This is a genomic window from Chamaesiphon sp. VAR_48_metabat_403, assembly GCF_031422475.1.
Taxonomy (GTDB): Bacteria; Cyanobacteriota; Cyanobacteriia; order Cyanobacteriales; family Chamaesiphonaceae; genus Chamaesiphon.
In genome coordinates, this window is the sequence record NZ_JANPLS010000281.1 from 1 (window position 1) to 13,279 (window position 13,279).

Sequence of the window (13,279 nt, forward strand, 5' to 3'; positions counted from 1 at the left end):
ATTAGCAATCGTGTGGATATTTTAGCCGAGATCGTTGGCATAGCCGCTCCAAAGGAGAATCGATTGTTAACTATCAAAGCAACTACCAACGAAGCTACTACAATTCTAGCTAGTCCGATCCTCAACGATTTTATTCGATCTGAAATCTACAGTTGCGAAGCTGCTATTAAACTCATTCCCAAACACGAAACCGATACCTTAGCTATCGATCGATTATTTAAGCAATATGCGATCGCCAATAGCTAAAAAACAAACTTATCATAATTTTTCAATGGATATCAAACACGGATTTACTAACACAATTGGCAACACCCCATTAATTAGACTCAATAGTTTTAGCGATGAAACTGGGTGTGAAATTTTAGGTAAAGCTGAATTTCTCAATCCAGGCGGTTCGGTTAAAGATCGAGCGGCACTATATATCATCGAAGATGCCGAACGTCGGGGCACCCTCAAACCGGGAGGTACGGTAGTCGAAGGCACCGCCGGAAATACCGGAATCGGACTAGCGCATATTTGCAACGCTAAGGGGTATAAGTGCCTAATTATCATCCCCGAAACTCAGTCCGCTGAAAAAATTGAAGCACTCCGCACTCTCGGCGCAGAAGTCCGCACGGTACCTGCGGTGCCCTATAAAGATCCGAATAATTATGTCAAATTATCTGGGCGCGTAGCCGCAGAAATGGAAAATGCCATCTGGGCAAATCAGTTTGAAAATTTAGCAAATAGATTGGCTCATTATGAAACAACCGGGCCAGAAATGTGGGCGCAGACTGATGGTAAAATCGATGCGTGGGTATCCTCGACAGGTACGGGAGGAACTTTTGCAGGCGTTTCTTTATTTCTCAAAAAAAAGAATCCTCAGATTAAAACCATCCTTGCCGATCCGATGGGTAGTGGGTTATATAGTTATGTGAAAACTGGTGAAATTCACCTCGAAGGTAGCTCGATTACGGAAGGAATTGGCAATAGTCGCGTCACTGGTAATATGGAAGGAATTATTATTGACGATGCGATTCAAATTGGAGACCAAGAATGTATCGAAGTAGTCTACCAACTGCTGCGGCGGGATGGTCTATTTATGGGCGGTTCCGTGGGTATTAATGTGGCGGCGGCGGTAAAAGTGGCAAAACAAATGGGGCCAGGACACACGATCGTGACAATATTATGCGATGGTGGAGCCAGGTATCAATCCCGAATTTTCAACCCGGAATGGCTGGCAACTAAGGGGTTAAAGATTTAGATGGGAGTTGGGAGCTAGGGGAGACGGGGGACGGGGAGACTGGGGGCTTTCATGCTGAATAGCTAGCCACTATCCCAATTGTTAAAGCCCGATCGAGTCAGTAATAATTATTAAAATAGTCTGGGAACTGGTGCGGTTATCTATCCTGGCGAAGTGCAGCGGATGAGTGCGGGAACGGGAATTACTCACAGTGAATTCAACCATTCTGCTGACGAAGCGGTGCATTTACTCCAAATCTGGATTATTCCCGATACCGTAAATTTAACGCCAAGTTACGAACAAAAGCATTTTCCAGCGGCTGAGAAACAGGGCAAATTACGCCTAGTAGCCTCCAAAAATGGTCGCGATGGTTCTGTCACCATCCATCAAGATGCAAACATGTACGTGGGGCTAATTGATGCCAATGAGAGTATCTCTTTTGAGCCGCAGCCCGATCGATCTGTGTGGTTGCATGTGGCATAGGGAGAAGTAACCATTGACGATCGAGTATTGAGTACGGGCGATGCGATCGCCTATCCTATTAGTGGCAGTAATTTAATCGTAACCAGCCCCACCAACGCCGAAATCATCCTATTCGATCTGAAATAAATCTAAACTTTTCACGATCGAGACGTAGTTACTAGTATTTGGTGGATAGTGAATAGTGGATAGTTGTTATTATCTTACTCCCAGTCTCCCTCTCCCCCATCTCCCATCTTATGATTGAAGTCGTCAGTTGTTTACACGCAGCGATGCTCGTTGCCAATCTAGATCGAGCCATTGAATTTTACACCAATGTTTTAGGATTAAAACGAGTCGATCGATCTCTAAAATATCCTGGTGCTTGGTATCAAATCGGTAATTTTCAAATTCATTTAATTGAAGATATCGATTATCTGGATAAAGATCGGATCGATCTTCATGTATCTACTCGCAATCCTCATATTGCCCTAGAGGTAAGGGACTTAGACGCAACCAAACAGCAGTTGCTTGCAGCTAACTGCATTGTAAAAATGAGCAATTCGGGTAGAGCCGCACTATTTACTCAAGATCCTGATGGTAATACGATCGAATTAACTTGGATCGGATAATTAACTACCATGCAATCTCAAAAGTTAGCGATCTCCACACTCAAAACCGATCGTCAGGGTATGGATGCAAGCATAGATCGGGCGAAGTTTAAGTGGTTGACTCGCGCGATCGGTTGCAGTGTTAGTATCTGTTTAGTTGTAGGCTCGACTTATCCCAGCCCAGCTCAATCGGTGCCAAATGCCGCAACTCCAGCAATTTGCGACGTTAATCTGACTTTATTAAAAGCTACCGAAATTGGTAACGATCCTAATATCGTCACTGCCGATACCGTATCGCCTCAAGGTATGACTGTTCCCAGTTTATGGTGGACGAGCGAGCAATTTCCAGCAAAATTAGTCACTAATTGGATTGCTAACAGCCGCCAGCGGCAAGTTTATTTATTAGTCAATACTCAATATTGGAACATTTTAGATTACATCGATCGATATCGGACGATCTCCAAATTTGGGCGAGTAGCACAAGGCTACGGCTATAACTTGAAAATCTGCAACGCCCAAAAGATCGCACTTGCTAGTTACATTTGCGAAACTACCAGCGGCGATCCGAGCATTCCCCTCAATTCTACTAGCAATACATCTCGCCAGACTTGCCAAATTTGGTTGAATGCTAACGAACAAACTGGCATTGGTATCCCCAGTCGATAATTTCGATAATCTTGAATCGAATTGTGCGGATTCGAGATCGGCATAGATCCACTGTTGGTGATAGGATATTCTCATCAAAAATAACTTGACACTCCCGTTGGAAGTTACCAAGGCAATGGAGCATCTACCAATCTGTCTCGTTCTACCGATCGTGAATGCAGGTAATGGAAACAATCGATCGTACGCATGAAACAACAGGCTTTTTTAAAAGGCATCTCGCCCACGTCTCCAGCTTTTCTACTGTTAGTACTAGGTGCGGCAGTGATGGCTATTCACCTGACGCTGATTTTCAAAGTTAGTAGTTCAGATCGTCAAATTACAGCAATGTTATTTTGGGCGACTGCTGCATATTTGCTGTATGAGAGAAAAGAACAACTCAAGTTTCAAACTGGGCCGATTGCCAGTATCTTTGGTACGATTTTACTTGCCCTGCTGTTGCTCAAATGTACTGGCTACTGTGAAGAATCTTTCTTAATCGGTTATCCCTTCCTGGCTGGAATCGCGCTAGCTACGATCGCATCTGGCTTTCGGGGTTTTAAAGAATACTGGCGAGAACTGCTGCTGCTGTTTTTCTCTGGTATTCCCGAAGTTTTATTGGCAAAACTGACCGATCCTGCGCCGATTACGGCTCATTTTGCCAGCTCGATGTTGTGGTATGCGGGTTTTGCTGTCACTCAAAAGGGCATTTTTCTGGAGCTTCCCGGCGGTAGCGTCCAAGTTTACAGCGGTTGCTCTGGTGTCGTGGCAATGACTCAATTACTCGGCATGTCGGTGCTATTTTTGATGCTGTTACCGTTACCGTGGAAATGGTTCCAAAAGTTAATCATACCTGTGGCGGCGGTAGCGATCGGATTTCTGGTCAATGCCATGCGCGTTTCGTTAATGGCAATTTTGGTTTCTCAAAGACAGATGGAGGCTTTTAAATACTGGCACGATGGTTCGGGTTCGTTAGTATTTTCGGTAATTGGGACATTCTTGCTAGTATTGCTCGTTTGGGCACTCATCGAGCTATTTAAGCCTAAGCCGCCAGAGGAGGGATCTCAATCATGACTGCTGCTACCAGTTTTGCTCGTCAATCGCTACTGCTAGTTTTATGTGGGGGGGCAATTGGCGTATTGGGTAATGCAATGATTAACAGCCCCAAACAATCGAGCTTGCGAGAACCTGTCGCTTTTAACTTCCCTCAAAATGTGACTTTGCCAGATGCCAGCATCTCAGCAGCCAAACCATTAGCCGCAAAAGATAAAGTTGGTGCGGGACAATCGTATCGTTATACAACCCCGCCTTTGCCTTCATCTAGCACCTCCAAATCCACAGCAGGAAAGCCCCAGGTTATCGATCTCGAAATTCGCTATATCACAGATGGGGTTGCCAATCGCCCGACTATGGATGCCATGCTGCCAGTATTTAATAACGTTCCGGCGAAAGTCCTCGCGCCATCGACGATGAAAGAACAACCCGGTTTGGGGTTCTACAGCTTATTTGTCGATAAAAAAACGGCTTATTTTGGTACTTGTATCAATCCGCAAGGAATAACGACGGTAACTGGCGATCAGTTTCATGCCAATAGTAACCCCAAGGGGGTGCCATTTCAACGTCTAGTACCGTGGGTATTAGGACAACAAACTTTGCGGGATAGTCGCTGTTTGTGGACGGTGCTCTCGACTCCGATCGATGAGGCGGCTCCGGATGCTACGATAAAAACGTTACAAACAGTAGGCATAAATTGGGCGCGGTGGTGGCAAGGCAATTTTCCACCAGCCTGACGTTCTCGTCTCAATTTGCTTATCTTCGATCGAATTAAACTAAAGGTGCTACTTAATGACTTCCTTTCTCGTGCTCTTTCGCTTTGTTGGTTATGGACTATTACTGCTAACACTATTTGATGTAGTTAGTGCGGTAATTCCACCCCAATTTAGCAGTCCAGGTTGGCAGTTTCAGACTGCTGGGGGTTTTGTCGAACGTTCCGCAGTACCGCTAATCGGGTTTATTCTAGTTTTCTACGATAATCACGAGGCTCGTAAAAAACGCGAGCTAATCGTACTGAGAATATTATCTTGGATTGCTCTACTATCTGGAGTATTTTACTTTGCCTTAGTGGTGGTGTTCTTTATTACGCCACCTACGCTCAATGATATGAGTCAAAAGCAAGTCACCGCCCAATACGAGCCGAGAATCGCTCAAGCAAAACAGATTCAAGCTCAATTAGGCAAAGCCGAAACTGCCCAAATCGAAAATTTAATGAAGAATAATCGAGTTACGGGTACAGATCCGCAAGTATTTAAGTCTAAGTTGATGCAAGAAGCCGCAACCGCAGAGAAAAACTTAACAACTCAAGCCGATTTGACTAATAGCGGTCAAAGAACGGCATTGTTTAAAAATGCGATTAAGTGGGGCTTAGGTGCTTTAGTGACAGGCGTGCTATTCGTCCGAATTTGGGCTGGAACTGCCTGGGCAAGATAATTACCACCCTAATGAAAAGATGCCATGTCCGCAGTCGGATACATGGCATCTTTTTTGTAAATATTATTTAATAAGCGATCGAACTTTTCGTCTGCTTGGGTCAAATTTGTGAATGGGGGTGGCGAGACTTGAACTCGCACATCCATTACGGATAACAGATTTTAAGTCTGTCGCGTCTACCATTCCACCACACCCCCAGGCGTGCATTTACGCTATTAAAAGCAAATACCGTAAATCTGTCACGGATTGCTAATATAGCACACATTAAAGCTCTATGCAAGTAAGTTGAGAAAACATTAAAATTGAGTCATCGTACGGCTCGATTCATGGCTACAATGAGATGTCAAAAGCTAAATTGAAGCTTTGATGCGTGCAATTGCAAATTCTAGATCCATCTACCCCCTCTAGAGGTATCGCTATGTCTAATCCGATCGAACTTGAAGGAAGAAGCTTTATTCCGGCTAGTGAATTAGATATTCCAGAGTGGGGTTGTGTGGTTGGCGATCGCAACCAACCGACACTCACGCTCAAAAATGATGATATCTTTCTAATTACCGATACGCTCGGCAATATTTCTGGCTGTTCGCGAGATGAAACGATCGCCAGTCTGGGCTTATTTTGTCGAGATACTCGCTATTTAAGTCGGTTGGAATTACAAATTGCCGGACGATCGCCGATTTTACTGACCTGCAATGCCGATAAAGGGTTTGCACTTTCGGCACTTTGCACCAATCCGACGATTGCCAATATTAATGCCGAAACGATTAGCATTCAAAGAGAACTAGTACTCAATGGCGGTTTATTTGAAGAGCTGACCATTCATAATTATAATACCACGCCAGTCAGTTTTGAATTGAGCCTGAGCTTCGATGCCGATTTTTCAGACTTATTTGAGATTCGCGGTTTTAACCGCAAACAACAAGGACAAATACTGCGGCGCGTTCTGGCCGATCGGCAAGATCTGACTACACCCATTAATGAATTAACATTAGCCTATCAAGGATTAGATGGGGCGATTTTGGAGTCGCACATTCAATTTGTCCATCGCTTGCCAGACTATCTCAAAGGCTACACCGCAATCTGGCAGATCGAGTTAGAATCTCATGCTAGCTATCAAATCGGCTATCGGTTGGAAATGCTGATGAACGCTCGATCGGTATCGCGGGTAGATAGTCCGATGGCACTATTCCAAGCCAAAGCCGCCGATACGATGGAAGAGCAAAACTGGCGATCGCAAATCGCCCAGATTCGGACAGATAATCCCAAACTCAATCAAGCGATCGAACGCGCCGAGCAAGACATATATTTATTGCGCCAGACCTTCGATCTAGCCAATTCTACCCCGAATAACCCCAGTGCCAAGGGGACGGTACTATCGGCGGGCGTACCGTGGTTCTGTACCCTATTCGGGCGAGATTCGATTATTGCCGCCAGTCAAATTCTGATTTTAGACCCCACCATCGCCCGCGAAACCTTAATGGTATTGGCCCGATATCAAGGCAAAGTCGATGATGAATGGCGGGAAGAACAGCCAGGGAAAATCCTCCATGAGTTGAGAATGGGAGAAATGGCACGATGCCATGAGATTCCCCACACGCCTTATTATGGGACTGTCGATGCGACCCCATTATGGTTGATGCTCTATGCTGAATATTACGCCTGGACGCACGACACCGATACATTAGATCGACTGTGGGAGAATGCCCTCGCCGCAATGGCATGGATCGATCGAATGTGCGCCGAAACTGGCTACCTGGCTTATTTTCGCACCTCCGCGCGGGGACTAGTCAATCAAGGCTGGAAAGATTCTGGTGACTGTATCGTCGATCGGCAGGGTAAAATTGCGACTGGGGCGATTACTTTATGTGAAGTTCAAGCCTATGTCTATGCCGCTAAAATTCGGATGAGCGAACTGGCGCGAATTCGCCAAGAAAACGAACTAGCAACCCGCTGGCAACAAGAAGCCCAAAGTCTCAAGCAACGTTTCAACCACGATTTCTGGATTCCCGATCGCGATTTTATCGCGATGGCACTAGATGGTGCTGGCAAACAAGTCGATGGCATCGGTTCTAACCCCGGTCAATGTCTCCAGCAGGGCTTACTATACCCCGAAAAAGCCAAAAGCGTCGCCGAACGCCTCCGCGCACCAGATATGTTTAATGGGTGGGGTATTCGGACTCTGAGCAGTCAATCGCCAGCTTATAATCCGATCGGCTATCATACCGGATCGGTCTGGCCGCATGATAATAGTTTAATTGCGATGGGACTGCGATCGGTCGGTGCCGTCGAACAAGCCCTAGAAGTCGCCCAAGGCATTTTGGATATGACGATTCAACAACCCTACCACCGTCCGCCCGAACTCTTTTGCGGCTACGAGCGCATTCCAGGGCAAAGCCCGATTCAATATCCCGTCGCTTGTTCGCCCCAAGCTTGGGCGACTGGCACCGTATTCCAGCTCCTCCAGATGATGGTAAATTTAGTACCCGACGCGCCGAGTAACTACCTGCGGATTCTCGATCCGGCATTACCGCCCAATATTCATCAACTGTCGTTTAAAAATTTGCGGGTGGGTGCGACGACACTCGATCTAGAATTTAACCAACGCGATGCTGAAGGTGAAGGCTTGCGCGCCACTACCTCCTGTCGAGTACTCAAAAAGCGTGGAAATCTCCGGGTGACGATTGAAGCCTAGTGGGAGCGGGGAGCGGGGAAAAGATATGCTCCGCTCTCCCATCTCCCCGCTCCCTTAAAGATATTTCAAATCATAAGAGAGATTAAGAGCGACTTATGGGTACTTTAGAAATAACGAGATCGATTGCTTGGCTGTAGCTGCTTGACAAGAGGAGCGAGTGCCAATTACAAACCCAATTGTGCGGCGATCTTCAGAATCCTCGATCGGGTTATCGCCGATCGTCCAATCCGATACTACGAGGTAATGGCACAGCATGTGAAGAAAAGCGGTAGAATTAGAACTAAATAGCAAAATCCGTTACTTGTCTGGTAATTTGAGCGATCGAGCAGTTATTTTACCTAAATTTAACTCCGAGAGCATCTGGAGATCGAGACAATGGCCGCGAAATTCCCGCAGCGGGAAGCTATGTCAACAAGAAATAGTATGTCAAGAGAAATGTTCCACTGGTGAGGCTCAATGAGCTACTGCGTAAACCCTGACTGTCCCCAACCTAAAAATCCGATTGATGCCTTCCTGTGCCAAGCTTGTGGCGCACGTCTGCTAGTACGCAATCGTTATCGAGTCACAAAATCACTAGGTCAAGGGGGATTTGGTGCGACCTTTGTAGCGATCGATGTATCCCTTCCTGGCGAGCCAATTTGCGTCATTAAGCAACTGAGACCGAGTAACAACCATGAAAAGTTCCTCAGAATGGCGCGAGAACTATTCGAGCGCGAAGCCAGAACTTTAGGTAAAATCGGCAACCATCCTCAAATCCCCCGACTGCTGGACTTTTTTGAAGAACGGCGCAATTTTTATCTAGTTCAAGAATATGTCAGCGGACATACGATCCATCAAGAAGTCAAACAAATGGGACTTTTTAAGGAAGAGAAAATCCGCGACTTCCTGATCGAAATTCTCCCCGTCATTACTTATATTCACTCCCAACAAGTAATTCACCGCGACATTAAACCCGCCAATATCTTACGGCGCGAACAAGATGGGAAACTAGTCTTGATCGACTTTGGTGCCGTCAAAAATTATGTCGCCCAAATCGAAACCCAAGAGGGCGTAGAGCAAGCACATAATACCCAATTTGCCGTCGGTACCTCCGGTTACGCACCACCAGAACAGTTGGCAATGCGACCGATTTTTGCTAGCGATCTCTACGCACTGGGTGTAACTTGCGTCTACTTGATGACAGGTAAATCTCCCAAAGATATCGAATACAATCCCGCCACTGGTGAGATGATGTGGCAAAAACACGTCCAGTTGGGCAAGCAGATGACTCAAGTTTTGGCGAAGATGCTGGAAGTCTCCGTGCGTTATCGCTATCAGTCAGTCGAAGAAGTTCAGCGCGCATTGGCATCGAATGTGGTCGCTGTCGATAATCGAGTAAATGTCGCTCCCCCGCGTCCACAAACGAGTCCCAGCAATCCCATGCCGATTGCGAAAGCCGCGCCACCAGGATTGCCCAGCAACCCCAATAGTCCCCCTGCTGCTGCCACATCTGCCTCTCAACGAATGGCAGATCGAATTAAAGAACAACGCGAGTCTCGCGACCCAACTAATCTTAAAAATGGTGGTGAAATCAGCCGATTTGGTGCGGACATTCGGACGGGAATCGGTGGAGTCGCCCCCATCCAAACACCACGAAGAGAACAGTTGAAGCTCGACGCACAAGGCGTACTAGCGGCATTCCGGCGGGGTCAGAGAACATTTAGCGAGATGGATATCAGTACTCTCGATCTCTCTAAAGCCCATCTTCCCGGCATTACGCTCAGTAGTGCTAATTGTGCTTACATCAATCTCCAAGGCGCAAATTTATCAGCAGGCAAATTTGATAAAGCCGATCTCAGCGGTGCGGTACTCAAAGATACCGTCCTCAGTCGGGGTTATTTTAGCTATGCCAATCTGCAAAATGCCGATCTGCGCGGTGCCGATTTAAGCGATGCTTATCTCAATTATGCCAATCTGCACGGAGCGAATCTTTGCGGAGCAAATCTCAAGGGTGTCAAAGTTACTGAAGATCAATTAAATCAGGCTAAAACTAATTTTATGACCGTTTTCCCTAATGGTAAACGCGGTGGTTTTTGGTAACGATAGTGTTATGAAAGAACGGTTAGAGCTATCTCTAACCGACTAATTTCACGACCGTTTTTCCTAATAATTAAGCATGGTTAATTTTAGTAGTAGTTATATCTGTTGCCAGATTAGAAAGAAGAATTATTGAGATTTTTCGATACATAACTAATCGTGCCGCTGAGAATCGCTCCACCCATTAGTACGCTAATCGCTGGGAGAAACAAAGGTTCCCACAGGCTATGCCAAATTTGTAGCCCTAACGGAATATTGGTATATTTGCCGATGACAGCAATTCCAAACCAAATAAAACTTAGTAATACAAAAAAAACATTAACGGTCAGTAAATTATTAATTAAATTAGAAATTTTGGTAACCATAATAACATTTCACTAAAAATTAAATTGATTATAATCGATCGACAAAAATCGATCGGGTATTAGCCTGCTAACTCTCAACCAATCTGCATCCAAGCAGTCAGAGCTGTGGCGAGGGCATCGGCAGCATCATCGGGACGGGGAATTCGATCTAGAGCCAGTTCTCGTGCCACGGCAGCTTGAACTTCGGGCTTTTGAGCATTCCCATAACCAGCTACGGCTTGCTTAATTTGAGCGGGAGTGAACTCCACCCACGGAATGTGATGTTGGGCGACCACCAACAAAATCACGCCTCGCGCTTGAGCAACAGGAATCGTATTCCCCATTTTATAAAAAAATAACTGCTCGATCGCCACTAAATCTGGTTTAATTTCGTCTATTAGACCGTGCAAGTCATTATAGATTGTCTCCAGCCGACTGCCCATTTCGGTACGTGGCGGAGTCTGAATAATGCCAAAATCGACTAAGGTGACTGTTGCTGGGCGAGAATTGGGATCGACGGAAATTGCGCCAAACCCCAAGCTGGCTAAACCCGGATCTAATCCGAGGATCGTGGTAATTGCATTAGATTTAACCAAAAATTAATCTCACACCTGTAATCGTCAATAATAAGTATTATGGCTGAACCAAGAGATTAAACCTTTACGATCGCAATTATAGTCGGATTAAATGGGCATATAGGATATGTGGCACTGGCAGCTTCAACAGCTAAATTTTAATTTACTCTTTCCGATCCAGCACACTACCTGTAAGATTGACTCATCATCAAGTCCATCCATCAATTTAAAAAATTTCCTATTTTTAATCAAAAAATAATGTCGATCGGTCTCTTTAGACGAGCAGTCAGGAATTTAAGTCGTGGTGGCGGTAATATGCCATCACAGGGCGGAACCCATTCCAGCGTCCGGCGACTATTTCAGTGGTTATCTCCAGGAATTTTTGTCAAACGATGGTTGTTTACAATCTACATTGGCGTGTTGATGACGATTTTGGGCTTGGCGATTTGGCTCAAGCTGACCCCTATTTTCTGGTTGTTCCAGCTTGTAGATAAAATCATTGAGTTTGCTGCCAAAATTATCCCGCACTATTTATCGGGACCGATGGTACTCGGTTGTGGTTTATTCCTAATTTTTTGGGGACATAGCCGTTCTTTAGGGGAAATCAGTAAGGTTTTACGCCCGGATGGTGGACAAACATTGCTAGATATGCTGTGGAATAACCGCCGCCTCAATCGGGGTCCGAAAATTGTCGCAATTGGCGGCGGTACTGGTTTATCGACGTTGCTTAGAGGCTTAAAACTCTACAGTGCCAATCTGACAGCAATTGTGACTGTTGCTGACGATGGTGGTTCTTCAGGGCGGTTGCGGCGCGATTTTGGCGTATTACCGCCAGGAGATATCCGCAACTGTATTGCAGCTCTAGCGGATGAAGAAAAATTATTAACTGAATTGTTTCAATATCGGTTTGAAGCTGGCGATGGCTTGATGGGACATAGTTTTGGCAATCTCTTTCTGACAGCGATGTCAGAAATTACTGGGGATTTAGAACGGGCGGTAGTAGCTAGCTCAAAAGTATTGGCAATTCGCGGGCGCGTTTTACCTGCAACGCTGACGGATGTAGCTCTATGGGCGAAACTAGCTGACGGACGGATGATTGAAGGCGAATCAAATATCGGTGGTTCTGACGGTCAAATTGTCGAAATCGGTTGCTCTCCAGCCAATCCTCCGGCTTTACCTGCGGCGATCGCAGCCATTCAAGAGGCGGATTATATTATTATGGGACCAGGGAGTCTGTATACGAGTGTAATTTCTAATCTATTAGTACCAGAAATTGCCGCCGCTATCGCCGCACGCAATGTGCCTCGGATTTATGTCTGTAATATCATGACTCAGCCAGGAGAAACCACGGGCTATACCGTCGCAGATCATATTGAAAGTATCGATTTAGCCTGCGGTCAAAAATTATTCGATGCGGTGTTGGTGCAAAAAAATCCCCCATCGGCGGGTTGTCTGCAAAATTATGCTGAGGAAAATTCTTATCCCGTATTGCTCGATCGCGAAGATGTGAAACAATTGGGTCGGAGCATTTTCTCGGTTAATGTGATGGAAGAAGATCCCACGACGCGCTTTCTGCGTCACAACCCCCGGCGTTTGGCTAAAGCTTTAATTCATTTCTATCGTCGCGCTCAAGAGTCTGCGCCAAATCGTAATTTGAAGGTAGCACCGATCGCTCGTAATATTAAGTCAGCCTGATTTATGAGGAGATAGGGCGATGAACGAGCGGATTGTCAGATTAGCAGATGCGAAGGCTACCCAAATTTTGGGGATAGAACTTGGTAAATCTTTGACAGCCGGGAGCGTGCTGTTATTGACTGGCGATTTGGGGAGTGGTAAAACGACATTAGTACAGGGATTAGCCCAAGGAATGGGCATCGACGACTCGATCGTCAGTCCGACGTTTACAATTATCAATGAATACAGTGGAGCGCGATTGCCACTATACCATTTAGATCTCTATCGCTTGACCCCTGCGGAGGTTGACGATCTTCAACTTGAATCTTATTGGTTGGGGTTAGAAACCGAATTAGGCATCGTTGCGATCGAATGGTCGGAAAGATTATTGCATTTACCCTCAGATTATATCCAGATCGAACTAACTTACGATCCGATCGAGGGTAGAGTTGCTAAAATTTCCACAATTGAGAGCATCTAACGTAACCGTCGCTAGG

At 45.8% G+C, this 13,279-nt stretch carries 14 protein-coding genes, 1 tRNA gene and 1 pseudogene; 12 read left to right on the top strand and 4 right to left on the bottom strand.

Annotated features, from left to right (window positions below):
* The 8 genes and pseudogenes from RMO79_RS13200 to RMO79_RS13235 all read left to right on the top strand — a co-directional run.
* A partial coding sequence (locus RMO79_RS13200; protein ID WP_310483626.1) for a hypothetical protein occupies positions 1 to 246 on the top strand: 246 nt, incomplete at its 5' end.
* A gap of 25 nt (positions 247 to 271) precedes the next feature.
* Positions 272 to 1,243, top strand: a complete 972-nt coding sequence (locus RMO79_RS13205; RefSeq protein ID WP_310483627.1) for a cysteine synthase A — start codon at positions 272 to 274, stop codon at positions 1,241 to 1,243.
* Between the two features lie 120 nt (positions 1,244 to 1,363).
* A pseudogene (locus RMO79_RS13210) lies at positions 1,364 to 1,831 on the top strand (pirin family protein).
* A gap of 113 nt (positions 1,832 to 1,944) precedes the next feature.
* Positions 1,945 to 2,313, top strand: coding sequence for a VOC family protein (locus RMO79_RS13215; protein ID WP_396136589.1), 369 nt, complete (start codon positions 1,945 to 1,947; stop codon positions 2,311 to 2,313).
* 9 nt (positions 2,314 to 2,322) lie between these two features.
* A complete protein-coding gene (locus RMO79_RS13220; RefSeq protein WP_310483629.1) occupies positions 2,323 to 2,958 on the top strand; it encodes a hypothetical protein in 636 nt (211 codons plus the stop codon).
* A gap of 186 nt (positions 2,959 to 3,144) precedes the next feature.
* Positions 3,145 to 4,008 carry a cyanoexosortase A gene (gene crtA / locus RMO79_RS13225; RefSeq protein WP_310483630.1) on the top strand — a complete coding sequence of 288 codons (864 nt, stop codon included), beginning with the start codon at positions 3,145 to 3,147 and terminating at the stop codon, positions 4,006 to 4,008.
* Complete coding sequence (locus RMO79_RS13230) at positions 4,005 to 4,724, top strand: cyanoexosortase A system-associated protein (protein WP_310483631.1); 720 nt, start codon at positions 4,005 to 4,007, stop codon at positions 4,722 to 4,724. The genes crtA and RMO79_RS13230 overlap by 4 nt, the downstream gene beginning before the upstream one ends.
* Before the next feature lie 55 nt (positions 4,725 to 4,779).
* Complete coding sequence (locus RMO79_RS13235) at positions 4,780 to 5,421, top strand: HpsJ family protein (protein ID WP_310483632.1); 642 nt, start codon at positions 4,780 to 4,782, stop codon at positions 5,419 to 5,421.
* Between the two features lie 113 nt (positions 5,422 to 5,534).
* Here RMO79_RS13235 and RMO79_RS13240 read toward each other — a convergent pair.
* A tRNA-Leu gene (locus RMO79_RS13240) sits at positions 5,535 to 5,618 on the bottom strand.
* 221 nt (positions 5,619 to 5,839) lie between these two features.
* On the opposite strand from RMO79_RS13240, the gene RMO79_RS13245 reads away from it, so the two are divergent.
* Positions 5,840 to 8,113, top strand: a complete 2,274-nt coding sequence (locus RMO79_RS13245) for an amylo-alpha-1,6-glucosidase (protein ID WP_310483633.1) — start codon at positions 5,840 to 5,842, stop codon at positions 8,111 to 8,113.
* A gap of 93 nt (positions 8,114 to 8,206) precedes the next feature.
* On the opposite strand, the gene RMO79_RS13250 is transcribed toward RMO79_RS13245, so the two are convergent.
* Positions 8,207 to 8,404, bottom strand: a complete 198-nt coding sequence (locus tag RMO79_RS13250; RefSeq protein WP_310483634.1) for a hypothetical protein — start codon at positions 8,402 to 8,404, stop codon at positions 8,207 to 8,209.
* A gap of 165 nt (positions 8,405 to 8,569) precedes the next feature.
* On the opposite strand from RMO79_RS13250, the gene RMO79_RS13255 reads away from it, so the two are divergent.
* Positions 8,570 to 10,192, top strand: a complete 1,623-nt coding sequence (locus tag RMO79_RS13255; protein WP_310483635.1) for a serine/threonine-protein kinase — start codon at positions 8,570 to 8,572, stop codon at positions 10,190 to 10,192.
* A gap of 113 nt (positions 10,193 to 10,305) precedes the next feature.
* Here the strand turns inward: RMO79_RS13255 and RMO79_RS13260 are convergent, their stop codons facing one another.
* Positions 10,306 to 10,554 (bottom strand): hypothetical protein, encoded by a 249-nt coding sequence (locus RMO79_RS13260; protein ID WP_310483636.1) that lies wholly within the window; start codon positions 10,552 to 10,554, stop codon positions 10,306 to 10,308.
* A 74-nt stretch (positions 10,555 to 10,628) separates the two neighbouring features.
* A complete protein-coding gene (gene ruvC, locus RMO79_RS13265; RefSeq protein ID WP_310483637.1) occupies positions 10,629 to 11,129 on the bottom strand; it encodes a crossover junction endodeoxyribonuclease RuvC in 501 nt (166 codons plus the stop codon).
* Between the two features lie 237 nt (positions 11,130 to 11,366).
* Here ruvC and yvcK point away from each other — a divergent pair, with 237 nt between their 5' ends.
* Positions 11,367 to 12,803 carry a uridine diphosphate-N-acetylglucosamine-binding protein YvcK gene (gene yvcK, locus RMO79_RS13270; protein ID WP_396136588.1) on the top strand — a complete coding sequence of 479 codons (1,437 nt, stop codon included), beginning with the start codon at positions 11,367 to 11,369 and terminating at the stop codon, positions 12,801 to 12,803.
* A 19-nt stretch (positions 12,804 to 12,822) separates the two neighbouring features.
* Positions 12,823 to 13,263: a tRNA (adenosine(37)-N6)-threonylcarbamoyltransferase complex ATPase subunit type 1 TsaE gene (tsaE, locus tag RMO79_RS13275; protein ID WP_310483638.1), complete on the top strand. Its 441-nt coding sequence runs from the start codon at positions 12,823 to 12,825 to the stop codon at positions 13,261 to 13,263.
* Positions 13,264 to 13,279 lie beyond the last annotated feature (16 nt).